Source organism: Nocardioides sp. YIM B13467 (assembly GCF_042788075.1).
Lineage (GTDB): Bacteria > Actinomycetota > Actinomycetes > Propionibacteriales > Nocardioidaceae > Nocardioides.
In genome coordinates, this window is sequence record NZ_JBHZPJ010000046.1 from 2,036,698 (window position 1) to 2,062,074 (window position 25,377).

22 protein-coding genes, 2 pseudogenes and 1 riboswitch are annotated in these 25,377 nt (G+C 67.9%); of the genes and pseudogenes, 9 read left to right on the top strand and 15 right to left on the bottom strand.

The genetic code is table 11. From position 1 onward, the window contains the following. Positions 1 to 131: 131 nt before the first annotated feature. The 3 genes from ACFX43_RS16835 to ACFX43_RS16845 form a co-directional block, all read right to left on the bottom strand. Positions 132 to 1,784, bottom strand: a complete 1,653-nt coding sequence (locus tag ACFX43_RS16835) for a helicase (RefSeq protein WP_378830073.1) — start codon at positions 1,782 to 1,784, stop codon at positions 132 to 134. A 118-nt stretch (positions 1,785 to 1,902) separates the two neighbouring features. Beyond that, a complete protein-coding gene (hrpB, locus tag ACFX43_RS16840) occupies positions 1,903 to 4,452 on the bottom strand; it encodes an ATP-dependent helicase HrpB (RefSeq protein WP_378830078.1) in 2,550 nt (849 codons plus the stop codon). Positions 4,453 to 5,267: 815 nt separating this feature from the next. Then, positions 5,268 to 5,450 (bottom strand): hypothetical protein, encoded by a 183-nt coding sequence (locus ACFX43_RS16845; RefSeq protein ID WP_378830080.1) that lies wholly within the window; start codon positions 5,448 to 5,450, stop codon positions 5,268 to 5,270. A gap of 125 nt (positions 5,451 to 5,575) precedes the next feature. Here ACFX43_RS16845 and ACFX43_RS16850 point away from each other — a divergent pair, with 125 nt between their 5' ends. The 4 genes from ACFX43_RS16850 to ACFX43_RS16865 all read left to right on the top strand — a co-directional run bounded on the left by ACFX43_RS16850 (position 5,576) and on the right by ACFX43_RS16865 (position 8,896). Further along, entirely contained in the window at positions 5,576 to 5,848 is a 273-nt protein-coding gene (locus ACFX43_RS16850; RefSeq protein WP_378830084.1) for a MafI family immunity protein, read from the top strand. Between the two features lie 232 nt (positions 5,849 to 6,080). Further along, complete coding sequence (locus tag ACFX43_RS16855; RefSeq protein WP_378830085.1) at positions 6,081 to 6,722, top strand: hypothetical protein; 642 nt, start codon at positions 6,081 to 6,083, stop codon at positions 6,720 to 6,722. Between the two features lie 102 nt (positions 6,723 to 6,824). Continuing rightward, complete coding sequence (locus ACFX43_RS16860; RefSeq protein WP_378830086.1) at positions 6,825 to 7,847, top strand: hypothetical protein; 1,023 nt, start codon at positions 6,825 to 6,827, stop codon at positions 7,845 to 7,847. 200 nt (positions 7,848 to 8,047) lie between these two features. Continuing rightward, positions 8,048 to 8,896, top strand: coding sequence for an HNH endonuclease (locus tag ACFX43_RS16865; protein WP_378830088.1), 849 nt, complete (start codon positions 8,048 to 8,050; stop codon positions 8,894 to 8,896). Positions 8,897 to 8,992: 96 nt separating this feature from the next. Here ACFX43_RS16865 and ACFX43_RS16870 read toward each other — a convergent pair whose 3' ends face one another. The 8 genes and pseudogenes from ACFX43_RS16870 to ACFX43_RS16905 all read right to left on the bottom strand — a co-directional run. Then, positions 8,993 to 9,775 (bottom strand): DUF6602 domain-containing protein, encoded by a 783-nt coding sequence (locus ACFX43_RS16870; RefSeq protein ID WP_378830092.1) that lies wholly within the window; start codon positions 9,773 to 9,775, stop codon positions 8,993 to 8,995. Beyond that, positions 9,772 to 10,230 carry a Mov34/MPN/PAD-1 family protein gene (locus ACFX43_RS16875; RefSeq protein ID WP_378830100.1) on the bottom strand — a complete coding sequence of 153 codons (459 nt, stop codon included), beginning with the start codon at positions 10,228 to 10,230 and terminating at the stop codon, positions 9,772 to 9,774. The genes ACFX43_RS16870 and ACFX43_RS16875 overlap by 4 nt, the downstream gene beginning before the upstream one ends. Then, positions 10,227 to 11,303, bottom strand: coding sequence for a HesA/MoeB/ThiF family protein (locus ACFX43_RS16880; protein ID WP_378830108.1), 1,077 nt, complete (start codon positions 11,301 to 11,303; stop codon positions 10,227 to 10,229). Before ACFX43_RS16880 ends, ACFX43_RS16875 begins: the two co-directional genes overlap by 4 nt. 224 nt (positions 11,304 to 11,527) lie before the next feature. Continuing rightward, positions 11,528 to 12,064, bottom strand: coding sequence for a hypothetical protein (locus tag ACFX43_RS16885; protein ID WP_378830110.1), 537 nt, complete (start codon positions 12,062 to 12,064; stop codon positions 11,528 to 11,530). After that, a complete protein-coding gene (locus ACFX43_RS16890) occupies positions 12,061 to 13,026 on the bottom strand; it encodes a nucleotidyltransferase domain-containing protein (RefSeq protein ID WP_378830113.1) in 966 nt (321 codons plus the stop codon). Before ACFX43_RS16890 ends, ACFX43_RS16885 begins: the two co-directional genes overlap by 4 nt. A gap of 433 nt (positions 13,027 to 13,459) precedes the next feature. Beyond that, positions 13,460 to 14,374, bottom strand: a complete 915-nt coding sequence (locus tag ACFX43_RS16895) for a tyrosine-type recombinase/integrase (protein WP_378830115.1) — start codon at positions 14,372 to 14,374, stop codon at positions 13,460 to 13,462. A 32-nt stretch (positions 14,375 to 14,406) separates the two neighbouring features. Next, positions 14,407 to 15,225, bottom strand: a pseudogene (locus ACFX43_RS16900) (IS481 family transposase); the annotation flags it as partial. A 308-nt stretch (positions 15,226 to 15,533) separates the two neighbouring features. Beyond that, positions 15,534 to 15,944 (bottom strand): annotated as a pseudogene (locus ACFX43_RS16905) (class I SAM-dependent methyltransferase); the annotation flags it as partial. 74 nt (positions 15,945 to 16,018) lie between these two features. Here ACFX43_RS16905 and ACFX43_RS16910 point away from each other — a divergent pair. Further along, positions 16,019 to 16,606, top strand: coding sequence for a TetR/AcrR family transcriptional regulator (locus ACFX43_RS16910; RefSeq protein WP_378830120.1), 588 nt, complete (start codon positions 16,019 to 16,021; stop codon positions 16,604 to 16,606). Between the two features lie 7 nt (positions 16,607 to 16,613). On the opposite strand, the gene ACFX43_RS16915 is transcribed toward ACFX43_RS16910, so the two are convergent. From ACFX43_RS16915 to ACFX43_RS16930, 4 genes are all read right to left on the bottom strand, one after another. Next, entirely contained in the window at positions 16,614 to 17,375 is a 762-nt protein-coding gene (locus ACFX43_RS16915) for an ABC transporter ATP-binding protein (RefSeq protein WP_378830125.1), read from the bottom strand. Between the two features lie 79 nt (positions 17,376 to 17,454). Then, a complete protein-coding gene (locus ACFX43_RS16920; protein WP_378830130.1) occupies positions 17,455 to 18,468 on the bottom strand; it encodes a FecCD family ABC transporter permease in 1,014 nt (337 codons plus the stop codon). Then, positions 18,468 to 19,508, bottom strand: a complete 1,041-nt coding sequence (locus tag ACFX43_RS16925) for an ABC transporter substrate-binding protein (RefSeq protein WP_378830135.1) — start codon at positions 19,506 to 19,508, stop codon at positions 18,468 to 18,470. The genes ACFX43_RS16920 and ACFX43_RS16925 overlap by 1 nt, the downstream gene beginning before the upstream one ends. A 53-nt stretch (positions 19,509 to 19,561) precedes the next feature. After that, a riboswitch (cobalamin riboswitch) is annotated at positions 19,562 to 19,749 on the bottom strand. 28 nt (positions 19,750 to 19,777) lie between these two features. Next, positions 19,778 to 20,476 carry an NAD(P)H-dependent oxidoreductase gene (locus tag ACFX43_RS16930; protein WP_378830143.1) on the bottom strand — a complete coding sequence of 233 codons (699 nt, stop codon included), beginning with the start codon at positions 20,474 to 20,476 and terminating at the stop codon, positions 19,778 to 19,780. Between the two features lie 178 nt (positions 20,477 to 20,654). On the opposite strand from ACFX43_RS16930, the gene ACFX43_RS16935 reads away from it, so the two are divergent. From ACFX43_RS16935 to rhaS, 4 genes are read left to right on the top strand one after another with little or no spacing between them, the layout of a single operon-like run. Next, complete coding sequence (locus tag ACFX43_RS16935) at positions 20,655 to 22,181, top strand: sugar ABC transporter ATP-binding protein (protein WP_378830154.1); 1,527 nt, start codon at positions 20,655 to 20,657, stop codon at positions 22,179 to 22,181. Continuing rightward, a complete protein-coding gene (locus ACFX43_RS16940; protein ID WP_355020514.1) occupies positions 22,178 to 23,221 on the top strand; it encodes an ABC transporter permease in 1,044 nt (347 codons plus the stop codon). Before ACFX43_RS16935 ends, ACFX43_RS16940 begins: the two co-directional genes overlap by 4 nt. After that, complete coding sequence (locus ACFX43_RS16945) at positions 23,218 to 24,279, top strand: ABC transporter permease (protein ID WP_378830162.1); 1,062 nt, start codon at positions 23,218 to 23,220, stop codon at positions 24,277 to 24,279. The genes ACFX43_RS16940 and ACFX43_RS16945 overlap by 4 nt, the downstream gene beginning before the upstream one ends. A gap of 5 nt (positions 24,280 to 24,284) precedes the next feature. Next, the gene (gene rhaS / locus ACFX43_RS16950) at positions 24,285 to 25,316 is read left to right on the top strand and encodes a rhamnose ABC transporter substrate-binding protein (protein ID WP_378830167.1); all 1,032 of its coding nucleotides are present in this window, start codon (positions 24,285 to 24,287) and stop codon (positions 25,314 to 25,316) included. Positions 25,317 to 25,377: the final 61 nt, after the last annotated feature.

Sequence of the window (25,377 nt, forward strand, 5' to 3'; positions counted from 1 at the left end):
GGGAGACCTCGACAGCCCGCCCCTTCGGCGAGTGACCCAGCGCGGCGATGTAGCGCGCTCGCGGCGGAATGCCGCGCCACCTCTGCATGGGTTTCTCCACGGTGCCGGTGTGCCTTGCATGAGCCGAGAGGTCAGGCGCCGTCCTCGGTCAGGGTGGTGGAGGGAAGCCAGTCGGCGCCGAGGAGCTGGGCGAGGGCGGTGAGGCCGGTGGTGTCGCTTCCCACCGTGGCAGAGGCCGCAGCGATCCGCTCGACCATCACCCTGCCGACCTGCTCCTCGACGGTGCCCTCGGCGTACGCGATGTGCCACGGCGAGAGCTGGTGGTCGCGGTGGGTGCGGCCGGTCACCTGCCGTCCCGCGATACCCGAGAAGCGGGCCTGGTGGAAGACGCCGACCCGCGGCTCGCTGCTGGCCCGGCGACCGTCGGCGAGGGTTTCGCCGGCGTGCAGGCTGATCGAGGCGACCGTGGTGAAGACGCAGACCTTCGCCAGCCCGGTCTGGAACCGGAGCCGCTCGGCCTCTGCGTCGAACCGGTCGCGGCCGTAGATCGTGGCTACTTCGAGGCCGGAGTCACGCAGCCGGTCGGCGATCGGGTCGGCGGCGGTCGCGACGAACTCGACCGAGCACGCCACCTGTCGCTCGGCTTCGACCTGCTGGACGATCCAGGCGACCGTGGAGTCGACGCGTATCAGCCCGGCCTTCTGCCGGAAGCGCAGCAGCGCTGCCCGCCCTTTCGCGACATTGCGGCCACGCCGGGCGATGTCCATCTCGCGGCAGAACTCTCCCCATTCGGCCTCGTACGCCGTCCGCTCCGACGGGGTGAGTGCCACCGGCATGCCGGAGATCGGCACCGGCCCCCACGGTGCCGCGCGGTGCAGCATCGCGGGCGGCCGCTCGTCCTCGAGCCAGCCGCGTACCAGCTTGAGGTCCGCGGCGCGCCGCGCCGGGTCGGCGGTCCACGTTGCGCCGTAGCGTCCGCGCTCGACCCCGACGCCGTTGCGCTCGAGCGCGGTGGCGAACGTGGCGCCGGGCTGGGTCGCCGAGGTCCACTCCTGCATCGGCTCGCCGAGGACCTGCGCATAGGCCGGGGCAAGATATGGCAGGTCGAGCGGCGTGTGTCCGGGCGTCGCGGTCGTCGCGATGACGAAGGGTGCCTTGTCGTGCGGCCGCCCGTGGCCCGAGATCCGCGCCCAGAGCTTCCACCGCTTCGTCGACGTACGTCGCAGCGCGTGGGCCTCGTCCGCGATGATCACGTCCCACGCGTGATCCTTGACCTTCTCCAGGCGGTCCCAGGTGATCACGACCCATTCGAGACCGCCGTCGCCCAGCGCCGCGATCGTGCGGCACCAGTGGCCGATCGTGATCGCGGCGGGACGGTCGGCGACGACCAGCACCCGTCGCGCACCGCGGAGGTCGCTCACCGCTGTCGCCCCGAGGACCGCGGAGATCGTCTTGCCCACGCCGGGCTCATCGGCCAGCAGGAACTGCCGCCCGCCCGCCGCAGCGCGCGCCGCGATAGCGTCGGCAGCCTCGTACTGGATCTGCCGCGGCTCGAGCGCGTCGGTCGGCTCGAGGCTCTGCGTCGGAAGGTCGGGATTGAGGGTGCTCTCGATGAACCGACCGAGCGTGTACGGACCCGGAGCGTAGGGCGCGAGGTGCGCCGGCACAGCGTGCCCGACGTACAGGTGGGTCTTGACTCCCGGGTGCCACGTGGCGCCCTCGACCTGGGTGCCGTACGGGATGTCGAGCACCCACAGCCGCTCGCCCGGGCCGACGGCCGGCAACGGCCGCTTCGGTTGTCGCGTCCCGCTCCGGCGCGGACGCCCGCCGCGGCGACGAGCACTGGATCGGCGAGGACTGGCCACACCCAGACGCTATCCTCCAGGAGAGTCGACCCGCCGCTCATCTTCCGCGGCGGGGATTGTTCGTACGCGCGGTGGCTGGTGCGCTGCGGGGATCCTCCGGCCAGGCGTGCTTGGGATAGCGCCCGCGCAAATCAGCACGTACGCCGGGGTAGCCGTTGTCCCAGAAGGACTCCAGGTCTGCGGTGACGGCTGCTGGGCGTCGCGCGGGGGAGAGCAGATGCAGCAGGAGCGGGACCTGGCCGCCCGCGAGGACCGGCGCTGCGGTCCAGCCGAAGACCTCTTGGATTCGCACAGCGAGCACCGGTTGTTCGGCGGAGTAGTCGATCCGCACGCTCGACCCACTGGGGACCTGCACTCGCTCGGGAGCCAGATCGTCGAGCCTGCCTGCCTGCGGCCACGGCACCATCGCCCGCAGCGCGGCAGCCACGTCGACGCGACGAAGATCCTGGGCCGAGCGAACCCGCGCCAGCTGGGGCCCGAGCCACGACTGGAGGTTCTGCGTCAGTGCCACGTTGCTCACATCGGGCCACGGGTCACCGAGCGCACGGTGCAGGAAGTCGAGGCGGGCGCGCAGCGCCGTGGCCGCCTCCGACCACGCGAAGAGAGCGATTCCCTCGCTCGCCACCGCCTCTCGGATCGCTTCGGTCACGGCGTGGGCCGGTGGATCGCTGAGCGGGACGGAGCGGAGCTCGATCGCGCCCAGCAGCGTACGTCGGCGAGCCAGCACCCGCCCTCCGGTCCAGGTGACCTCGTCCACCTCGGTCCACAGGGATCCGGCCGCCTCCAGCGCGAGGTCCTCGGTGAGCGGGGCCGCCGCTCGGATCCGGGCTTCACGTTGCCCGGGCCGCCGCTCCGCGTCCCCGACCGCGAGCCACTCCAGCCCGTCCAAGGGCCCCGAAGCACGCGGATCGAGCGCCGCGCCCGTCCCGGACGCCATCAGGTAGCTCGCGGAGCTCGAACGCTTGCGCGCAATCCGGTCCGGATGCGCCAGGGCCACCACCAGCCCCGCCGCCACGTCATCGGTGAGTGCTCGGGCTGCTTGGGAATGGTCCGACGCGCTGCTCCGGCCGCCTGTGGGACCCTGCTTCTCGACGATCTTCTCCAGGCGGGTGGCCTGGCTGCGCCACGAGCCCGCACGCTGGTTGCCACGGAGCGACCGGAGCGCAGCAACCAGGTCGCCGCCGGGAGCGCGCACGTCCTCGCTCAACATCGCGACCACCTCTGAGGCCCGCCTGGCCCCGACGAGACCAGCCCCGTCGATGAGGGCACGCGCCAGCCTGGGATCGGCCGGTACGCCAGCGATCACCCGGCCCCGCGAAGTGGCTCTCCCTTCCTCGGTCATCGCCCCCAGATCCACCAGCACCTCCTTGGCTGCCGACATCGCATGCGCCGGTGGCTGGTCGAGGAGCGCCAGGTCGTGCACGTCGTCACTGCCCCAGCACGCCACCTCCAGGGCGAAGGCCGTCAGGTCGGCGGTCGCGATCTCGGGCTCCGGGTGAGCGGCCAGATGCGCGTGCTCCGCCTCGGACCAACAACGCAGCACGGCGCCCGGCCCCAGCCGTCCGGCCCGACCCGCCCGCTGCTCGGCCGCTGCCCGGCTCACCGCGACGGTGACCAGAGAAGCCAGTCCGCGACGGTGGTCAGTGCGTGGCTCGCGCGAGAATCCGGCATCCACCACGACACGTACCCCAGGTACGGTCAGCGACGACTCGGCGACCGCGGTCGAGACGATCACTCGTCGACGCGCGCCTTCGCTGAGCGCACGATCCTGCTCGGCGCCGGACAGACGTCCATGCAGGGCGTGGACGGACGCGTCCACGTCGGCAAGGCGGCGTACGGTCGCCTCGACCTCCGCGACACCCGGCACGAAGACCAGGACGTCACCCTCGTGCTCGACGAGCGCACGACGTACGGTCGCTGCGACATGGTCGTGGAAGGCCGGGGTGATGCCCCGGTCGTCGGTGCGGCGCACCCCCGCAGGCAGCGGGCACCAGACCGCTTGGACCGGGTGCAGAGCACCCAGGACCCGGATCACCGGAGCGGTGTCGACCCCACCGAGCAGGGCGGCGGTCCGTTCGGCCTCGATGGTGGCCGACATCGCCACCAGGGACAGGTCCTCACGCAGGTGGGCCCGGACGTCGATGAGCAGCGCCAAGGTCAGGTCGGCGTCGAGGTGGCGCTCGTGCACTTCGTCGAGCACGACGGCCCCGACGCCGACCAGCTCGGGATCGTGCTGGATCCGCCGGAGCAGCAGGCCGGTCGTGACGATCTCGACACGTGTACGTCGACTGGTGCGTCGGTCTCCGCGCACGGAGTATCCGACCGTCTCGCCAACCGGTTCGCCCAGCAGGTGCGCCAGCCGACGGGCAGCAGCACGGGCTGCGATGCGGCTGGGCTGCGTGACGACGACCCGTCCGGCGACAACCTCGGCGACCGCGGGCGGGACCAAGGTGGTCTTGCCGGTGCCCGGCGGTGCGTGGACCACCGCGACTCCGCGGGCACGAAGCGCCTGGTCGAGAGCGGCCAAGCCGGCGGTGACCGGGAGATCGGGCGGCGCGGCGAGCAGACTGCGCAGAGGGTCGGACACTCCTGCAGTGTGCCTGACGTGCCTCGGCCGGTGTCGCGTCGGCGCCGAGGGCTGTCACCACGACGACGCCCGAGCAGACGAGTCATCGTCCGACGCATCGCATCGGAGGTGACGATCTGGGACTGGTGGATGTGGGAAGCAGTACTGAAAGGGCCATGTGTCTCAGGCTCGTCGCGTCCGCAGCCTGTCGCTATCCGGTGTCCGCAGCGCTCCAGTCGATCGGTGCAGCGTCGGCCACTCGCACTTCCGTCCACCACCGCCTCAAGCCTCGACACAGTTGGTGCGCCCCACTGGCGGCGGATAGACGCAGGTCCAGAATCGCTCGGATGGCGGGATGTGAGTGCGCTTTGGGTGAGAGGATCACGGGTCGTAACCCGAGAGCCTTCCACCCGACCTCGACGCTCGCCTGAATCGCGTGGCGGTCGCCTTCATCTGTCGCCGCGCTGAGCTGCAACAGCCCGGGCAGCGAGGCTGAGCCGCTCGTGCGGGCGATGCTCACTGAGCATCGCATCGACGTGCCGGTCACCTAGGACGAAGAGTCGGAGTACCGGGTCCTACTGCGGGCGTCCGGCTATTGGGACCTGCCGATCCACTCCTTCGAGGGACCGTTCTACGTGCGGATTCCGGCGTGGGATGACTAAGGTCCGCTAGACCGCGTCCTGGTCACCCTGCTGGATCAGCGCGATCAGCTGCTGACGCCAGCGGAGCGCGATGCCGTCGAGCAGGAGATGCGCGCTGTGGTGCGGGACCACATCGCTGCTACGTAACTCGGCCTACCGCTGATCGGCAGGTCCGTGCGCGATCAGCGGCATAGGTCATGCTGTCATCCGGTCACGAAGTCCGTCGAACGCCTCCGAAAGGCTCACGAAGATCTCTCCAGGGCCACGGAGTTCAAGGGGCAGGTTCTGCGCATGCAGGAGCAGATTGCTCAGCGCAAGCACCTCGGCCCGAGACAACTCAATCGTGGCGCTGGCGTCGGAAACTGACGAAAGGTGCATGACCGGAAGTGTGCGCCGTCTATCCGCACATCGGCATGAGAGGACGTCGGAGTTGTCGCAGACTCGCGGCGGCGTGACGTTGTCTGCTCACTCCTTCGCGACGGCGGATCTGACAGGATGCGCTGGTGGATCGCGCGTACTACGAGGAGATCGCCGGGCGGCTGCGCGGCCTCTTGATCCGGCTGGCTGACCGGCTTTCTAGCGAGGACATCACGCTGATCGCAGAGTTGGTGGACGCGAACGAACTCGGTCTCGCCCTCGAACAGTTGGCCGACGTGCTCTCGGAGGATGAACGGCCACTGACGGAGGACGAGCGCGCCGACATGGTTGCGCTTGCCGACCGCATGCATATGGGTGATCGGGTTCCTCATGCCCTCGCGTTCTGTCCGGAGAGATGACTTCGCCGGCGCGCCGGCCGAACTCGTAGTCCTCGCGCAAACGCGGCGGAAAGACGCAGTACGCGGGCCGGGCGCGCCGACGACCCGGGTGCGCGTTGAAATGGACAGAATGAAGTGCCCAACTGCTTGTTGGGCAAAGGGATCGTGATCCGCCGCGTCAGCCTGACGAGCGGTGCGAATTGCAATGCCGTGTCGCCATCCCTTGTTTCGACGAAGCCGATACCTTGCGGGTGTGCTCAAGCCGACACCGATACCAACGCCGACGCCGTCTGCCACAACTGCGACGTCGCCGGAGCCTGCCCTCGCGACCGCTACGACTGCGCCGTCGCAGCCCGCGGAGGGGGCAACAACAAACAAGGCACATGACGGATCCCTCCTGGCGACCCTGGCGCTTTTCGCAGCGGTGATCGGCGTGGCAGTCGGCTGGGCCCTAAATGAGATCACCTCCTACTTCAAGTCGAAGGCTGACGCTAAACGGCGAACGAAGGATGCAGAGCAGGAACGCGTCCTCGACTTCATTCACAGCGCCGAGGTGCTGTCGACAGCTGGCAACGGAATCGCCGTGTGTTACGCGGCCGCTGCCAGCAGCAAGGCTGTGGATCGGTCGATGCTGCTGGATCTCGCCAGGCAGTACAACGAGGCCTTCCTTCAACTGAACAGGCTGCGGCTGGAGATTTCGATTGTTGGGCCAGCGTGGGTAGGAGATGGCGCTTTGGATGTAGAGAACGCGGCGACCTCCGTGCAAGCCGCCATTCAGGAGGCGGAACGGACAGCAACGTTAGCCAAGTACGAGGAGCTGATTGGGAAGATCGATAAGTTCAAGGAGGTCCGGACGGCCCTCATCGCGAAGGCGACCGAAAATCTAAAGGACTAGCTCCTGCGGTTACATCGGTGGCAAGGATGTCGCCGTCAGTGCTCGTGGCGCCACATCGAAACCCATTAGGCGTCTGTGGAGCCAGGCGTCTACGATCTCGACGTGACGACGCCTTCGAACCTCAGTTGGCTACCCGAAACGTTGTTGCCCGTGGCGCTTCGGCTTGGCCGCGCGGACGCACTTGCCGGCGAACTAGGCGACGTGTGCTTGTCCTGGTCTCGGGGCGAGAACGGCGAGGGTCCACTTGACGTCGTGCAGGTCGAGCGGGAGCCCGGCTTTGTCGCTCTAGAGATTCGGCGGATCAGGACTGTTCCTCCGATCGCTGGGATGCTCTTCAGTGAGATCATCAATCATCTGCGCGCTGTCATCGACAACGTGGTGTATCGGCTTGCCGAGCAGGCGCACGGGCAGCCGTTCACGCCCAAGGAGGCGACGCAGGTCGCGTTCCCCATTCATTACGACGAAGCTTCGTATCTGGGGAAGGCGAGGCGCCTTCAGAAGAAGTATCCGCAGTTGGCCCCGGGCCACCCGCTCGGCGACCGGATCCAGGCGCTGCAGCCGTTCAACGATCCGCGGACCGTGTCGGCAGTTCCCAGCGGTCTTGGTGGGATGTTGCTGGGGGACGGGGCGCCGGACATGCATCCGCTGATCCTGTTGCAGCGTTACTCCAACGACGACAAGCATCGAGCTATTCGGCTTGCGAGCGGACGGACTATCACCCGGCGCGACGACGAGCCGCCGCAGCCGGTCGAAATGAAGCACGTACAAGTTGGCGATGTTGTTGACCGTGGACCTGTCGGGACGTACTTCGAGGTGGTCACGATGCCGGCGCTGTGCGTCCAGCGGCCCGATGGTGGGCCTTGGGTCAGCCCTGGACATGAGCTCAATAAGCTGTTCGGCTATGTCGCTGACGTGGCAGTACCTCGGCTCGTCACAGGCCTCGACCTCCCTGACGGGTTTCCGGCGCAGATCGACCTTTCCGACAACAATGTGACCGACGTGAACCGGCTCGAAGGGGCGTCAAACGTCCGGGCGCACGACCGGATGCGTCTGGCCGCGGCAAGGGAGTACGCGAAGATGATGGCCCAGCCTGCGAAGCTCCCCGAGATCGTGGAACCGAACTGATTCGCACGACGTGAACTCGAATCACACACGCCCAGCCACATCTCAACACCTTTGCGGTTAACGGCCGGTTCGCGGCGGAATGACACGGGTCTGAACTCACATCGGTTCACACTGGGAGATCAGGACTCGAAGACTCGCGGTTGGCCGGAGGTCGGCTAAATGCGTTCGGCCGTGAGCGATCACGACAGTAAATTCGGGGGGTGTCCAGGAAGCGCAAACCGCCGGTACGGACTGAGTTCAGTTTCGATCACCAGGGTGAGGAACTGGCGTACAGCAAGTACGTCTCCAAGGAGACCGGGCGCATCGATGTGCTGATGGTTCCGCGCTATTGCTTTCGGGCGTGTCCGATCTGCTTGGAACCGGACCCGGATGTGGCGGAGCACGTGCCTCCGGAGTCGCTTGGGGGCAGGGTGATGACCTGGACATGCCAGAAGTGCAACAACGACTTCGGCCCTGCGGAGGACAAGCTACGGAGTTTCATCGATCTCGAGACGACAGCTCACGCCGAAGCATCGGATGGGTCAGTTCCGGGCAAGCGCGCAGCCAAGGTTGCTTTCCGGTCTTCCGACGGTCGACCGAATGGGATGTTTATCCGGAGTGCCGCGACCGGGTTCGACGAGATCATGGGCTCCGGGGCGAGCAGAGTAATTGTGCAGCCCCTCGACATGGCGCTCGTCCACGCAACGCTGTTGAAGCACGCGTACCTCGCTGCTTGCCTGACGAACCGGGAGATCCCGAGGACAGCCGAGGCGGACGAGATTCGAGCCGTTCTCTTGGCGGCACGCGATCGGGATACCGATGGACTCAATCGCGCTCAGCTGGCTTTGGGCTTCGAGCCGGCTGTCGGTTGGATCGAGGCACCGGACGCTCCACCGATCCTCTTGACGCAAACCAAAGAATCCGGCGAACTGCACTGGATCTTCATGCTTGGTGGACGGTTCGTTGTGCAGTGGCCATTCCGGGACGGGGCGCCTGCTGTCGGTCGGCCCGTTGCAGACGAGAAGCATCAGTCGCTAGACGCGGGGCATGCGGATGGTGACCGGGAGTAGCCACAGCAGAGGTCATCGACCGTTATTCGCAGCTCATGATCACGGGTAGTACGCGGTGGAGTGGTCCAGCGGTGGCCGGCTCCACTGTTCGGGTGATCAGCCTTCCGGGCTGATGTGCCGTTCGTAGGCGGTCATGTCGACGGCAAGAACGGTGCCGGTCAACTGCAGCATGCGGAAGAGTCGTGCGGCGAAATGGATGAGTTGGTTGCCGTCGTGGCGGTACTCCCGAGGCGGGTTCTCGGCGGTGGACGTTTCTTCGCCTTCGACAGGGTTAGGTGTGTGGTCGAAAGAGATCGTGTCCAAAGCGATCCCAAGATCGAGGAAACCGGGGTCGCCGTAGGCGGGGAGGTAGGCATCGAGGCCCTTAATTGCTCCTTCGTGGGTAGACCAGCCGGTGGTGGTCGCGAGTAGGCCGCCGATGATCGGTCGGTCTTCGGGGTCGAGTGCCCGGAACTTGCCGCCCGCGTGGATGATCGGCGCTGAGGTGCGGTGGAGGGCCCGAACAGACCTGACCTTCTTGGCGGCGTATTCGATGTATTCCTTGTCGATGTGCGGCTTCACCTCGAAGACGCCGTAGACGGCCTCCACGGGAACGAACCGAGTCGCCGCCTGGTGCCCGAACCACAGGGGTGAGTACTGACGGTCAAAGAGTGCGACGTCGATCTGCTCACTCTGTGCGCCGTTCGAATCCACCGCGATGATCGGCCCGACCTCATATCGCTCGGGCAGGAAGTTGCGCAAGATTGCCACCCAGTCCTGCTCGCTCTGGTCACCGACGGTTGTCCCGTGGTTGGTCATCGCGCGGATGGCCTCGTGGTTGCCGAGGATGCGTGCTTGGTGGCCGAGAAGGGATTGTCGGATGTTGAAGGTGCTGGTCATGCGGGGTCGCTTTCGATGGTGAGCGGGGTGAGTGTTGCGGCGTCGCGGGTGACGACCCAGCATGCGGCTACAGGAGGCTCGTGGCCGGGGCTGACGATGATGCTGATGAGTCGGTCGAATCCGAGTTCGTCATCGGTGAGGTGGCGCAGGTAAGAGTCGAGGTCGATTGCGCTGGGCACGGGGTCCGCTCGCGGGTGGGTGTGCCATTCGCCGACCCAGACTGATTGATCGTGTTCCCAGCCTGCGGCTGCGATTCGTTGGGCGTGGTTGAGGTCGCGCAGGAACCGGGTGGGTTCGTGGACGGCGTTGGGGCCCGGATCTCCCGCGACGCCGATTGTCACTCCGTCGCTTGTGTCTTTCCCGAGGAGGATTCCGCCGGTTTCGAGACCGTCCGGTGCTGCCGCGACCTCGCTGCGGATCGCTTCCCATGCCCGACAGCCCACGGTGATCCTCATGTGCCGGGATTGCATGTTGGGCAGACGGGTCGGGGTTGCGGGATGTCATGCCATGCGACGTCGATGGTCCGGGCGAGGTCGAACGGTGCGGCGAGGTCTCCGGTGGGGCGTAGGCCGATGGTTGCAAGTTCGCCGGGGAGCCGGGCGGTGTGGTCACCGAGGTGGGTTTCTAAAAGTGTGGAGATCGCGGCCTTGGCAGCGAGCTGTCCGACGAAGTGGAGGTCGGGTCCCACGGCTGTCATGGCTCGATGGACGGAGCCGGTGCCGTAGTCGAGTTCTTGTGCCGCCTCGACGTCGATGCCTCCACCGGCGGCGAGATGGGCGCGGAGGCACATCAGGCATCCGTGCCGTGGCGCGGGTTGAAGGCGCACGATTTCGCCGACTGCACCGTCGTCGAGGACGCAGGCGAGCACGGCTGGCTTGCCTGCACGGCGAGCGAGGTGGGAGACGACTCGTCGCGGGGCAACGCCGTCTGCGGCGCACACAATGACGTCAACGTTGGAGAACAGGGAGCGCATGAGGTGTGCCTGATCGACGACGTCGTAGGTGTACGGGTGGACGTCGGTGTCCGGCCAGCGTGCGTTGAGGCGCTGTTTCATTGCGTCGACCTTCATGATGCCGACGCTCTCGGGGCCGAGTACATGGCGGATCATGTTGTGCCACAGGAACCGGTCGGGGTCGATGAGATGAAGTTCTCCGACGCCGTACCGGGCCAGTGCGTCGGCCACGACGCCGCCGATGGATCCGACACCAACGACTGCGACCTTGAAGTCGAGCACCTCGTCGACGGGCCAGTGTCCGTCGAGTTGGGCGAGACCCGTCTCGGGTTCTACGGCGACCGGCATCGGGGTTACGAAGTCTCGGGTGGTGAGCCACGCGGAGAACTCGGTGGCTCCTGCTCTGATCCAGTCTTCCGGCATGTCGGGGACGTGGGTAACGAGGAGGCCGTTGTCGGTGCCGCTGGGTTGGCGAACTTCGGGCACGAGTTCCTTGAAGTCGTCGAATCCGAAACCGACGCCGCGTCCGCGAGCGATGGTGGCCCGGTGTTGGATGTTGATGTCGCTGCCGGTCATCCGGACCCACCGCCCGGCGACCGTTCCGCCTTGATGGCGAAGCGCGGCGTACTCGGTGGGGACCGTTACCGGCAGCCAGAGATTCTTGGAGGTCTCGACCTTCTGGGCGACGTACATGTTGTTCCACTCGTTGGCATGGAACAGGAGCCGACCGCTGGACCCTTCAGCGCCCTGGATCTTCTCTACCGCTTCGCCGGGGAGCGCGACCCACGGGTATCCGGCACTCACAGATTCGCTGCCTCCGTGACGAGGTGATCACGGGAAGGGTCGCTGACGATGCCATTGGTTGTCATGGACTCAATGAGCCCGGCTTCCATGAGCGCGAACTCGATGCGCCAGCCGCACGCCTTGAGGAGCAGGGCAACGGGCGTCGTCTCCGGGGTCCAGTCGTTCTCGGTCTGCAGAAGGCAGAGGGACCCGCCAGGCGCGACGTGCCATGCGTGCTGTGTGTACTGCTGGATCGTCGGCTCCGGGTCGAGGACGTACACGCGTGGTGGCACCATCGGATAGGCCGATGGGTAATGGAGCGATACAAGCGCACCGCCGGGTACCAGCGCGTCGAGCCCTTCCGGCGCGGGACGGTCGAAGGGCCATATTGGTAGGCGTCCTGCCCACGAGCCGTGGGTGACGACCATTTCGTCGACATTGGGCGGCACGTACTGGAGGTCCGCCGCGAAGGCGGCGATGGCAGCCTTGTCACGTTCTTCGAGTTGGGGATCGGCTTCGTTCCACAACTCAATCTGAAGGACCGGCTTGCTCATCCCTGCGGAGTGTCCTTGACTGGACGCGGGAGGACGGGCGGGACGACAGCCGGGGCCGGAACAGTCGAGGGCGGCCTCGGGAATCCTTCACCGAACACGTCGCGCCATGCACGAATCGCGCCAGCGTCATCACCGACGCTCTGCTTCACCACCGCGAGCGCCGCGTTGTCGGCTGCCGCCCGGAGTCGGTCGCCGAGCGTGTCGTAATCGAGGTCGGTCTGAATGGGGCCGCAGTACCCGGCGGGGTCTTCGACCGCGTAGCCGCTCTCGATGTAGTGAGCGGCCTTGACGAAGAACTCCTTCACCGCGACCGGCTGAGTCCGGCCCAGCGGGAGGTTGTCGAGTGCGAGGACCTCCATGACGAGAGACTTGATGTTGACGTCCGTCTGGATCGATGCCCAGTCCTTGAGCATGCGGACCGTGCCCGGGTAGTTGCCCCACTGCTCGCGCCGCTTCTGGACCTCGTCAATCAGGTGCTCGGGGTCGCATGCGACCCACCTGCGGGACAGGAACTCGGGGATGAGCAGGTAGCCGTCCTTGCGGAGGGCGGGCATCGCGTCGACGGTGAACGCGTCCTCGTCGTCGGGGTCGTCGATGAAGCACTTGACGGCGTGGTTGCGCCAGCGTGCGAGGCGGACCAATCGGTCGTACGTGCCGTTCGTTGCGCCGAGGAGGGCGTTGACCTTCTCGCGGGTGTAGTTGAGGGCGTCCTCGGAGGAGTCGCCTGCGCCACCCCAGCCGGGGTGGTCGACTTCGTTGTAGATGATGACGACGTCCACGTCGTGGATCGGGTCCTTGTGCGTCTTGCGGGCCAGCGACCCAGACATGAAGACCTCGTCCACGTCGCTGAGCGTGTTGAACGCGCCCTTGAAGGAAGCCGCTCGCCCGCGCGCGTCCTTAACCTGAGCCGGGTCTGCGTCGACGTACCACTGGTACTTGGCGAAAGCGTCTGAGACGTTCACGTGCCACTCCTGCCCTTGCGGACCGTCACCGTGACGTCACCGCATCGTTCGAACCTGTGTTCGGACCCGCAATCACTATAGCGGGTACTACCGACAGATTCGGCATAGGTTTCTACGGCCCCATGGCGGCATGCCGAAGCTGAGCTAGCCTGGTGAAGTTGTTCCGACCGACGCTGTAACGCATCGCATCTAGAACGATTCGTCTGTTGCGCGTTCGGGGGCACCTTTGAAGACGACCACGTTGGTCGGGTTGGTGGCAGTCAGCGGACCAGTCGACGTCGGTGATGACGGCTGGGTTGGTTGCTTGAGGTGCCTCGGGCAGTCGTGTGACGAGGTCACTCGTGGGCTTCGGGCACTCGACGAGATAGCGAAAGCAGCACAGGAAGCTCGAGGCGCGCCATTCTGGGCGAAGTTGACGTGCCCTGCTGAGCGGTCAGACGCCGGCGACGTAGGCGGTGAGGAAGTGGACTCCGTGTCGGTCGAGGTTCCCGCGGGCGCGGTCGTAGTGCTCGGTGGTCCTGGGGTCTGCGTGACGGGCCAGGATCTGGGCGTCACGGAGCGGAACGCCGGCGTCGAGGGCGTTTGTGATCGCCGCGTGCCGTAACGAGTGCGGGCTGATGTGCCGGGGTATCCCAGCGGCCTTCGCGATCCGCGTGACCATCCGGTAAGCATCGCGTCGGTCGATCGGCTTGCCCGACAGCGGCCGCAGGATCAGTCGACCGGTCTCCCGTTCGCCTCGGCAAGCCTCCAGAACTCGGAGGACCGGGACGGTCAGCGGCATGGTCGCGGGCTTGTCGCCCTTGCCGACCAGGTGGAGCACTCGGTGGCCCCGTAGTGTCTCGGCGTAGTCCTCGATCCGGACCGCCGCTGCCTCGGAGGCACGCAGCGCGTTGATGCCCAACAGGTAGGCCAGGGCACCGTGGTGGACGGTGATGGTCTGGGCGACCTGAAGGAAGCGGATCAGCTCGAGCCGGTCGAGACCTTGGGTTCGGGATTCGTCCGCGTGCATCTTTGGTAACCGTGCGTAGACGGCGGGGTCGGCCGGGATCAGTCCGTCGATGTGGGCGAACCGGAAGAAGCCCCGGACCCCGTGCATCATCGTGTTGATCGAGGACGCCATCAGACCGGCCTCGCCCAGGTTGCGGATGTAGAGCTCGACATGGGCACGTTGGATCCCGGTCAGTGGGTCCAGCCCGTTGGTCTGGCACCACGTGAACCAGCGGCGCAGCTGGTAGGAGTAGAGCTCGTGGGTATGGCCGGAGTAGCGGGCTAGGAACGAGACCGCGGCCAGTTCGGCGGTCGTCATCGACAGGGGCTGGAACGGCAGCAGCTTCGATGTGGTGGACATGCGACACCTCACGCGACGACTCACAGCGAGGCCTAGGTGTGATGTCCAGGGACGTTGGTCAGTCGGCTGATTGGTGGGTGGCCTCCGATGGCGCTGTGGGCTCGGTGGTGATTGTAGAAGTGGAGCCAGCCGGGGAGGGCTGCTCGACGTTCTGCTTCTGAGTTGTAAAAGCGTGCGTAGGCCCATCCCTCGCCCAGGGTTCGGTGAAACCGTTCGATCTTTCCGTTGGTCTGGGGTCGGTACGGACGTGTCCGCTTGTGCTTGATGTTGAGCTCGGCGCAGGCGTCGCGCCAGGCGAAGGAGCGGTAACAGCTGCCGTTGTCGGAGAGAACTCGTTCGACGATGACGCCGTGCTCGGCGAACCAAGCCACTGCTCGTTGTAGGACCCCGACGGCGGTATCGGCCTTCTCGTTGGCGCAGATCTCGACGTAGGCCAGGCGTGAGTGGTCGTCGATCACGGTGTGCGCGAACGCCTTGCCGGTACGTGGCTGGTAGTCGGCACCTTTCGGAAGCCCTGGGGTGGCGCGTTTGTTGAGGTCGCCCTGCTGGCGGCCGACGTAGCGGTGACCGCCCCCGTCGGGGATGTTGCCGAACTTGGTGACATCGACGTGGATCAGCGATCCCGGGTGTGGGTGTTCGTAGCGGCGTATCGGTTCGCCGGTGGCCCGGTCGATGTGGGAGAGCCGGTTGATCCGGCAGCGCACCAGCACGGCGTGCACGGTCGAGGCCGGCATCGCGAGCCGGCCGGCGATCTGGACCGGGCCGAGGCGGTGGCGCCACCGCAGGCGCACGATCTGCCGGACCAGGTCCGGGCNCCGCCGAGATCGTCGATCGCATCGCCGACCGCTTCGAGGATCGGGGTGCGCTGCTCGGCGGTGAGGCGGGTGAGGAATCCCTGGGTCGGAACGAAGTCGAGCCACTCCGCGCGGGTGTAGTGGCGTTCCCACGGGAAGCGCCACTGCTCCGGCTCGCCGAACCCGCCGACCTCGCCGAAACGCTCGCCTGTCGTGACCGCACCCTTCTCGTACGCCTTGTCGGCCCGCATCAGGGCCGCAGGATCGAACGGCAGGTCGGGGACGACGTCACGTACGGCCTCGATCAGGGCGGCTCCGATCGGCTCGGGGGCGTCGAACACGTGCCAGAACGCCGCGAAGAGCCCTCCGGGCCGCAGCGCGGTCTTCACCTTCGCGGCGCCTGCCACCGGGTCGACCCAGTGCCAGGCCTGGGCGGTGATGACGGCGTCGAACGTGCGCCCTGCGGCCTCCCAGTCCTCGAAGCGCGACTCCTCCACGTCGAGGCCGCGACCACGGGCGTACGCGGCCATTCGCCTGTCCGGTTCGATGCCGAGGACGCGGGCGCCTGCGGCCTCCAGCTGTCTGGCCTGGATGCCGGTGCCGCAGCCGACGTCGAGCACGTCGGGGCCGGGCGCCATGGTCCGGATCCGGGCCATCAGTTCGTCGGGATAGGTGGGGCGCGCGCGGTCGTAACGCTCGACGTCGGAGCCGAACGACTCCGCGACCTGACGTTCGTGGTGGGCTTGCCGGGGCGAGTCCTGCGATGAAGTGGGCATGTGCCCACCATAGTGGGCGGATGCCCATTCGCATAGGATCGAGTCTCTGAGACCGCCGAGAGAGGGGCTGGCCGGTGCCGACAGGAGTGGCGCTGCAGGACGTACGCTCGCAGCTGTTCGTTGCCGCGGAGAGGGTCCTGCTGAGAGAGGGTCCGAGCGCACTCACCAGCCGCGCGGTCACCACCGAGGCCGGGGTCGCCAAGGGCGTGCTGCACCGCCACTTCGACGACTTCGACGACTTCTTGGCCGAGTTCGTCCTCGACAGGCGTGCGCGAATGGCGCCGCAGGCGGAACAGCTTCTCGGTGTCGCCGGGACGGGCGACGTGGTCGACAACATCGCCTCGGCCCTGAGCAGCGTCTTCGGGTCGGTGGCGATGGCGATCCTCCCGCTGATCACCTTTCGGGCCGTGCTGCGAGCGCGGTTGCGTGAGACCTGGCCCGCGGGCGTACCGATCCTGACCGACGCGGTCGAGATGATCGCGGACTATCTGGCCGCCGAGCAGCGCCGAGGTCGAATCGCGCCGGCCGCCGAGGTCAACAGCCTCGCCCCCATGCTCGTCGGGACCGCGCATCTGCTGTACGGCGACAGCCCGCCCACGGAGGCGACCCTGCGTACCTCCGTCTCCGCCGTGATCGCCTCGTCGTTGGTGGCCGACGCGTAGGCCATCATCAGGACGGGCCCAGGAAGCGGATGACGACGCCGTCGTCGTGGTGCACCCGGGCCCGCACGCCGTAGACCTCGGCGATGAGGGCCTCGGTGAGGACCTGCGCGGGCGGTCCGCCGGCCACGACGCGGCCCTCGGAGAGCACGAAGACCTGGTCGCAGTAGGCGGCGGCGAGGTTGAGGTCGTGCAGGGCGACGAGGCAGGTCGTGGGCATCCGGCGGACCAGCGAGAGCAGGGCCAGCTGGTGACGTACGTCGAGATGGTTCGTCGGCTCGTCCAGGAGCAGGATCTCGGGCTCCTGGGCGAGCGCCCGAGCGATCTGCGTACGTTGCCGCTCGCCGCCCGAGAGGGTCGAGAAGCGCTGGTCGAGTCGGTCGGCGATGCCGGCGTGGGTGGCGGCCTCCTCGATGACGGCGCGGTCGTGGGCGCTGTCGGGGGCCCAGGCCGGGCGGTGCGGGATCCGACCGAGCGCGACGACGTCGCGTACGCGGAGGTCCTGGCTGGTCGCCGGCTCCTGCTCGACGACCGCGAGTCGGCGCGCCAGCCGGCGCCGGGACATGCCGGCGAGCGGGCTGCCGCCGAGCAGTACGTCGCCGGAGTCCGGCGGCCGGAGACCGGCCAGGATCCGGATCAGCGAGGACTTCCCGGAACCGTTGGGACCCAGCAGCCCGACGGTGGTGCCGTCCTCGACCTGCAGGGACACCTCGTCGATGACGAGCCGGCCACGGGGAGCCCAGTGGACCCGGCCGGCCTCGAGCGCGGTCATCGGGCCGCCTCCGTAGCGCAGGCGCCAGAATACGGACGCGGCCCGATGAAGGGCTGACGGGTCGCTCGCTGAGGCTCGCTCATCGGCGGGCCCTCAGCAGCACCAGCGCGAAGGCCGGCACCCCGATCAGCGCGGTCGCCACTCCGACCGGAAGCTCCTCGGGATCGATCACGGTCCGGGCGGCGGTGTCGACCCAGATCAGGAAGATCGCGCCGAGCAGCGCGGTGGTCGGGAGCAGCAGGCGGTGCCCGACCCCGACCAGCGCACGGGCTAGGTGGGGCAGGACCAGCCCGACGAAGCCGATCGCCCCGGACGTGGAGACGATGACGGCCGTCATCAGCGCCGTGAGCACGAGGAGCACGGCCCGGATGCGCGTGACGTCGATGCCGAGCGAGGCGGCCGCGTCGTTGCCGAACGCGAACGCGTCCAGCCACCCGGCGCCCGCGATGCAGCAGAGCAGCCCGCCGAGCACGATCACCCCACAGACGAGTACGTCGGTCCAGCTCGCCGAGGAGAGCGACCCGAGCAGCCAGAAGAGCACCCCACGTGTCTGCTCGGCGTCGGCCGAGGTGAACACGATGAAGGACGTGAGTGCCGAGAAGAGCTGGGTCGCGGCGATGCCGGCCAGTACGAGCCGGTCGGTGGTGCCGCCGGCGAGCGAGGCCAGCAGCAGCACGAGTGCGAACGAGACGAGCGCACCCGCGAACGCCCCGGTGGAGAGACCGATCGCGCCCGACCCGACGCCGAGCACGACGACCGCGACCGCCCCGGTGGAGGCTCCCGAGGAGATGCCGAGCACGAACGGGTCGGCGAGCGGGTTGCGCAGCAGCGACTGCAGGATCACGCCGCAGATCGCCAGTCCGGCCCCGCAGATCCCCGCCAGCAACGTACGCGGCAGCCGCAGGTCCCACACGATGCTCTGCTGGAGCAGGGTGAGGTCGGAGAGCCCGAGCCCGGTCCGGTCGGCGACGACGCCGTAGACGTCGGCGACGCTCAGGTCGGAAGGCCCCACGGTGATGGCGCCGGCGACCGAGGCCAGCACCACCAGCGGCGCCACCAGCAGGACGCCGGCGCGGGGGAGGCGTACGGACATCAGCGGAGGTCGAGGTCGGCCAGCTGGTCCGCGACGTTCTCGACCGCGTAGACGGTGCGGATCGAGGGGTTGAGCTCGGCACCGGACAGCGTCACGAAGCGATCCTTCTGGACCGCCTCCATCCGGGCGGTGACCGGGTTGCTCTTCAGGTAGTCGATCTTGGCGCGCGCGGTCTCGGCGGTCTGGCTCTTGCGGGTCAGGTCACCGAGGACGATGACATCGGGGTTGCGCTCGGCGACGGTCTCCCAGTTGATCTGCGGCCACTCGTCGGTGGTGTCGTCGAAGACGTTCTCGATGCCGAGGGTGCGGCCGATGATCCCCGGGCCGCCGCAGCAGCCGGCCAGATAGGGCGACTCGGAGTTGGCGAACCAGTACATCGCGCTCACCTCACCGGTCGGTGCCTCGGTCCGGGCGGTCGCCAGCCTCTTCGACAGGTCGGCCACGAGCTCCTCTCCCTGCTCGGGGACGCCGAAGATCCGCGCCAGGTCGGTGATCTCCTGGAAGATCGTGTCGATCTCGAGGGGGTCGTGGCGGGTGCCGTCGTCATCGCCCTCGTTGTCCTTGAGGCACTCGGCGGGGGAGAGGTAGGAGCCGACGCCGAGCTTCTCCAGGTCCTCGGGTGTGGTCACCCCGCCCTCGCCCAGCGTGCTGATGAAGGAGGCCGTGACGAAGTCCGGCTCGGCCTCCAGGACGCGCTCGTAGGAGGGCGCGTTCTCGGCCAGCCGGGGCACCTGCTCGTTGTCCGCGGCCAGCGAGTCGAGCACCGGGTCGGTCCAGGTCGCGGTGCCGACCATCCGGTCGGCGAGACCGAGCGAGAGCAGGATCTCGGTGGAGCCCTGGTTGAGCGAGACGACGCGCTCGGGCGGTGCTTCGATGGTGATCTCGCGCCCGCAGTTGGTCAGGGTGAGCGGGTAGCCTGCGGTGTCGGCGGCTGCCTGCTGTGTGCCGGAGGGCTGGTCGGCGGCGCAGCCGGCCAGCGCGGAGCAGAGCACCAGGACGGTGCTCGCGGTGAACGTTCGGATGGTGCGGGAGGGGTGCACGTCGGTCCTCGAGCGGGTCGCGGGCTGGTGCGCGTCGCCCGTCCTGACCGGCAGCGGTCTGCTGCAGGGCCAGCAGGTCTTCGGACTCGGGATCGACCGGCGCGAGACGCCTTCCCAGGCCCGAGGGCCCAGTGGCACAGTGTCCCGTCCGTCACCCACACCGCTGCGCGTCAGTCCCGGGCTCTCACCGGGTTCCCGTGCCGGGACTACGTCCCGAGCGGCTGGCCAGAAGACCGTAGCAGGCGGCCCCGCCCGCGTGGGGGACGACCTCAGCCCTCGCGATGGGCGCTCAGCCCGTCCTCTCCGGGCGAGACCGAGTCGTGGAGCCTGATCGTGTGGTCGTAGTGCTCCTCGGCCATCGGCCGGTAGTCGATCCGCGGCTCCGTCATCACGCCCTCGAGGCGTACGCTCAGGTCGGCCTCGATCCGCGCCATGACCTGGGCGTCGATGGTGTCTGTATCGGTGATCAGGTGCGGGCGCAGCGGGTCCATCCCGGTGTACCAGAACGTGCCGTGCAGCAACGGCCACAGGACGTCCTCGATGTCGCCGCTGATCCCGCGCGGACCGAGGGTCGCGGCGCGGTCACCGGCGGTGACGATCGTCAGCGCGCGCTTGCCGACCAGGCCGCCCTTGCCGTACTTGAGCGGCTTGCCGGTCTCCGGATCCGGTACGTCGAAGGCGAACCCCGACTCGAAGACCCGGTCGATCCAGCCCTTGAGGATGGCCGGCACCGAGTACCACCACAGCGGGAACTGCACGACGAGCAGATCGGCCTCCCGCAGCCGGTCCTGGTGGCGGCGTACGTCGGCCTCGCCCCGCTCCACCAGAAGTGGATTGAAACCTTCTCGATAGAGGTCGATCTCGTCGACGCTCCAGCCGGCCGCGCCGAGCGCGTTCACGCCGACCTCGCGCAGCCGTCCGTTGAGTGATGACGCGTGCGGATGTGCCCATACCCAGAGTGCATGCATGGGGCCCTGAACGCCGTCTGACGCGGCGGGATTCCCGCCCGGATGCGGGCGGGCGCCGACGCGGTCTGATGACAAAGTCCGGATCTCGCTCAAATTAGCGGCCTCAGAGTGTTGACGTATGTGATTGCCATCACTAGCGTAAACCAGGCTTGAAACCTTTCAATTCGAGGAGCTGCCCATGCCGGACACACCCGCCGCACTGGAGCTGCGGGACGTGGCCAAGTCGTTCGGCCCCGTACGCGCCCTCCGGTCCGGAAGCCTCCGGGTCGAGGCCGGATCCATCCACGCGCTCGTGGGGGAGAACGGTGCCGGGAAGTCGACCCTGGTCAAGATCGTCGCCGGGCTCTACCGCCGCGACGCCGGCGACTACCTGCTCTCCGGGGAACAGGTCGACTTCCGCAACACCGCCGACGCCAAGCAGGCCGGGGTCGCGGTCATCTACCAGGAGCCGACCCTCTTCCCCGACCTCTCCGTCACCGAGAACATCTTCATGGGACGCCAGCCGACCAACCGCTGGGGCAAGATCGACCGCGCCGCGATGCGCACCGAGGTCGTCGAGCTCTTCGCCAGGCTGGGTGTCCCGATCGAGCCCGACCGTCCGACCGAGGGCCTCTCGATCGCCGACCAGCAGCTGATCGAGATCGCCAAGGCGCTCTCGCTCGACGCCAAGGTCCTGATCATGGACGAGCCGACCGCCGCCCTGTCGGGCAACGAGGTCGAGCGGCTGATGAGCGTGGCGCGCACGCTGCGCGACCAGGGCTGCGCCGTCGTCTTCATCTCGCACCGCTTCGACGAGGTGTTCGCGCTCTGCGACACGATCACGGTGATGCGCGACGGCGCCTACATCTCCACCGACCCCATCTCGGCGGTCACCGAGGACGAGATCGTCCAGCGGCTCGTCGGTCGCGAGGTCTCCGACCTCTACCCGAAGCTCGAGGCCACCGTCGGCAAGCCCCTGCTCGAGGTCAAGGGCCTCACCCGCACCGGCCTGTTCCAGGACATCAGTCTCACCGTCCGCGAGGGCGAGATCGTCGGCCTGGCCGGCCTCGTCGGTGCCGGGCGCAGCGAGGTCGCGCAGGCGATCTTCGGCGTCGACCCCTACGAGAGCGGCGAGGTCACCCTCGAGGGCCGGCCGGTCCCGCCGGGTGACCCGAGACGAGCGATCGAGATGGGGCTGGCGTTCGTCCCCGAGGACCGCCGCCAGCACGGTCTCGTCCTGGAGGCGCCGATCTCGCGCAACATCACCCTCCCGACGAGCGGCCGGCTCGCCCGCACCGGGCTGATCAGCACCGGCATCGAGAACCGCTCGGCCGCCGACTGGGCTGCCCGGCTCGAGGTCAAGGCCGCGACGCTCGACACCCTGGCCGGCACGCTCTCGGGCGGCAACCAGCAGAAGGTCGTCCTGGCCAAGTGGCTCTCGACGCGGCCCAAGGTGCTGATCATCGACGAGCCCACCCGAGGCATCGACGTCGGCACCAAGTCCGAGGTCCACCGCCTGCTCTCGACCCTCGCCCAGGAGGGTCTCGGGATCTTGATGATCTCCTCCGAGCTCCCCGAGGTGCTCGGTATGGCCGACCGCGTGATCGTCCTCAGCGAGGGTCACCAGACGGCCGAGCTGAGCCGCGCGGAGGCGACCCCCGAGGCCGTCATGCGCGCGGCGACGGCCCACCACTCCACCACCCTGAACGTCAGCGAGGCATCATGACCACCACGCTCGACGCGCCTGCCCCGGCCGCGCCGCAGCCACGCCACCGAGCAGCCAGCCGGCTGACCTGGCTCCTGAAGCAGCGCGAGACCGGCATCGCCGTCGCCTTCATCGCGCTGCTCGTGGTGACCACGGCGGTGAACCCCAACTTCCTGTTCAGCACGGATGGTTGGCGCGACCTCACCCTGACCCCCGCGATCCTCGTGTGCCTGGCGATCGGCCAGGCGATGGTGATCGTCACCCGCAACGTCGACCTCAGCGTCGGCTCGACCCTCGGGCTCACGGCCTACCTGGCCGGGCGGCTCTTCCTCGACACCGGGCTCCCGGTGATCCTGGTCGTCCTGATCGCGGTCGCCGCGGGCGCCGTGCTCGGCCTGATCAACGGGGCGCTGGTCGCCTTCGCCAAAGTGCCGGCGCTGGTCATCACCCTCGGCACGCTCTACGTCTACCGCGGGATCATGCTCGAGTGGGCCGGCAGCGACCGGATCAACGCCTCCGACATCCCGCCCGGACTGCTCGACTTCGGCACCGGATCGTTCCTCTTCATCCCCAACCTCGCCTGGATCTCTTTCGCGCTGCTGGCGGTCGCGATCTACCTGATGCGCTCGACCCGCGTCGGCCGCGAGTTCTACGCGATCGGCTCCGACCCCGACGCCGCCACTCTCTACGGGCTGCGTGACAAGCGCCGGGTCCTGCAGGCGTTCGCCACCTCGGGCGCGCTCGCCGGCCTCGCCGGGATCCTGTACGTCTCCCGCTACGGCACCATCAGCTCCGGTGTCGGCCAGGGCATCGAGCTCGAGGCCGTCGGCGCCGCGGTCGTGGGTGGCGTGGCCATCTTCGGTGGCAGCGGCACCGTCCTCGGAGCAGCCCTGGGGGCGTACCTCCTCACCACCATCAACCGGGCGCTCCCGGTCCTGGGCATCCCTGACTTCTGGCAGCAGGCCGTCGTCGGTGCGCTGATCATCGGCGCGATCGTCCTGGACCGCTACTTCGCCCGCCGTCAGCACGACAAGCTCCTCGCAGAGAGGGAAGATTCATGAGTCTGCTTGCCGAGAAGGGACCGACGAGGACGTACGCCGCCCACGCCAAGCCGTGGTGGCAGCGCACCCTGATGACCAGGGACTCGGCGATCATCGCCCTGCTCGTGGTCGTGTGGCTGTACGCCTCGATCGCGATCCTCAACTTCTCCGACCCGATCACGGTCTACTTCCTGGTCCTCGACATCGCGCCGATCCTGCTGATCGCGCTGCCGATGACGCTGATCATCATCACCGGCGAGATCGACCTGTCGGTCGCGAGCGTCGTCGGGCTCTCCAGCGTCCTGTTCGGGGTGCTCCATCGCGAGGGCGTCCCCCTGGCCCTCGCGATGGTGCTCGCCCTGCTCGCCTGCGCGGTCGCGGGAGCGCTCAACGGGGTGCTCGTCACCCGCTACGGGCTGCCGTCGCTGGCCGTCACGATCGGCACCATGGCGCTCTTCCGCGGCATCGCGGTCGGGGCGCTCGGCACCACTGCGATCACCGACTGGCCCGACGCCTGGGGCGACTTCGTCCAGGCCCGGATCGGCGGCTCCCAGATCCCGCTGATGACGATCCCGCTGGTCGTCCTGATCCTGATCTTCGCGGTGATCCTGCACTTCACGCCCTTCGGGCGCGGCATCTTCGCGGCCGGTCTCAGCAAGGACGCGGCCCGCTTCTCCGGCGTCAACGTCGACCGTACGAAGCTGATCCTGTTCACGCTCAGCGGGCTGGTCTCGGGGCTGGCGGGCATCTACTTCACGCTGCGCTACGGCAGCGCACGTGGTGACAACGCCACCGGCCTGGAGCTCCAGGTCGTGGCCGCGGTGCTGCTCGGCGGGGTCTCGATCTTCGGCGGTCGCGGGGCCATCCCCGGGGTCATCGCCGGCGTCGTCCTGATCGGGACGATCGGCAGCGCGCTGCGCCTGGACGGACTCAGCGCCAACATCATCCAGATCATCACCGGCGTACTTCTCATCGCAGCGGTCATCGCGGCCAGCGTTCTCGGTTGGACCGGTCGCATCGTCGGCACCTATCGCCGGCAACACAGCTCGGACGAACCATCCTCAAAGAAATCGGAGTGAGAGACATGACCAGCAAGTTCCGACGCGCAGGCAGTGCCGTCGCCATCGTTGCGGCCCTCGGCCTCGCCCTGTCCGCCTGCGGCGGCGGGAGCGACAGCGGCAGCGATGGAGAGGGTGGCGGCGACACCAGCAGCATCACCTTCATCCCGAAGAACCTCGGCAACCCCTACTTCGACGCCTCCGACACGGGCGGCAAGAAGGCCGCCGACGAGATCGGCACCACGTGGGAGCAGGTGGGCCCGACCGAGTCGACCCCCGACTCCCAGGTCAGCTTCATCAACACCGCGACCCAGCAGCGCGCCGGAGCGCTCGTCGTCTCGGCCAACGACCCGACCGCCATCGGCGACGCCCTCGACGAGGCCCGCAACGCCGGCACCAAGGTCGTCACGATGGACTCCGACACCGAGCCGCAGTTCCGCGACGTCTTCGTCAGCCAGGCCGACGCCGCCGGCATCGCCAAGAGCCAGGTCGACCTGATCGCCGAGCAGATCGGCGACGAGGGTGAGATCGCGATCCTCTCCGCGGCCGCCAACGCCACCAACCAGAACGAGTGGATCAAGCTGATGGAGGAGGAGCTGGCCGCGAACCACCCGAACATCAAGCTCGTCCAGACCGTCTACGGTGACGACGACGACCAGAAGTCGTTCGACAAGACCGCCGGCCTGCTGCAGTCCCACCCGAACCTCAAGGGCATCATCAGCCCGACCACGGTCGGCATCGCCGCGGCCGCCCGCTACCTGTCCGACTCGGAGTACAAGGGCAAGGTCGCGCTGACCGGTCTCGGCACCCCGAACCAGATGCGGGAGTACGTCAAGGACGGCACCGTCAAGGCCTTCGCGCTGTGGGACCCCGAGCAGCTCGGCTACCTGGCCGCGTACACCGCCGACGCGCTCGTCTCTGGTGACATCGAGGGCAAGGAGGGTGACACCTTCGAGGCCGGTGACCTGGGTGAATACACCGTAGGCGCCGACGGTGTGGTCGTCCTCGGTGAGCCGACGGTCTTCGACGAGTCGAACATCGACGACTTCGACTTCTGAGTCTCCCGCCCCGGGTAACACGCTGTTCGTAGGACTACTCGCCCTATGGGAACGACCGGAT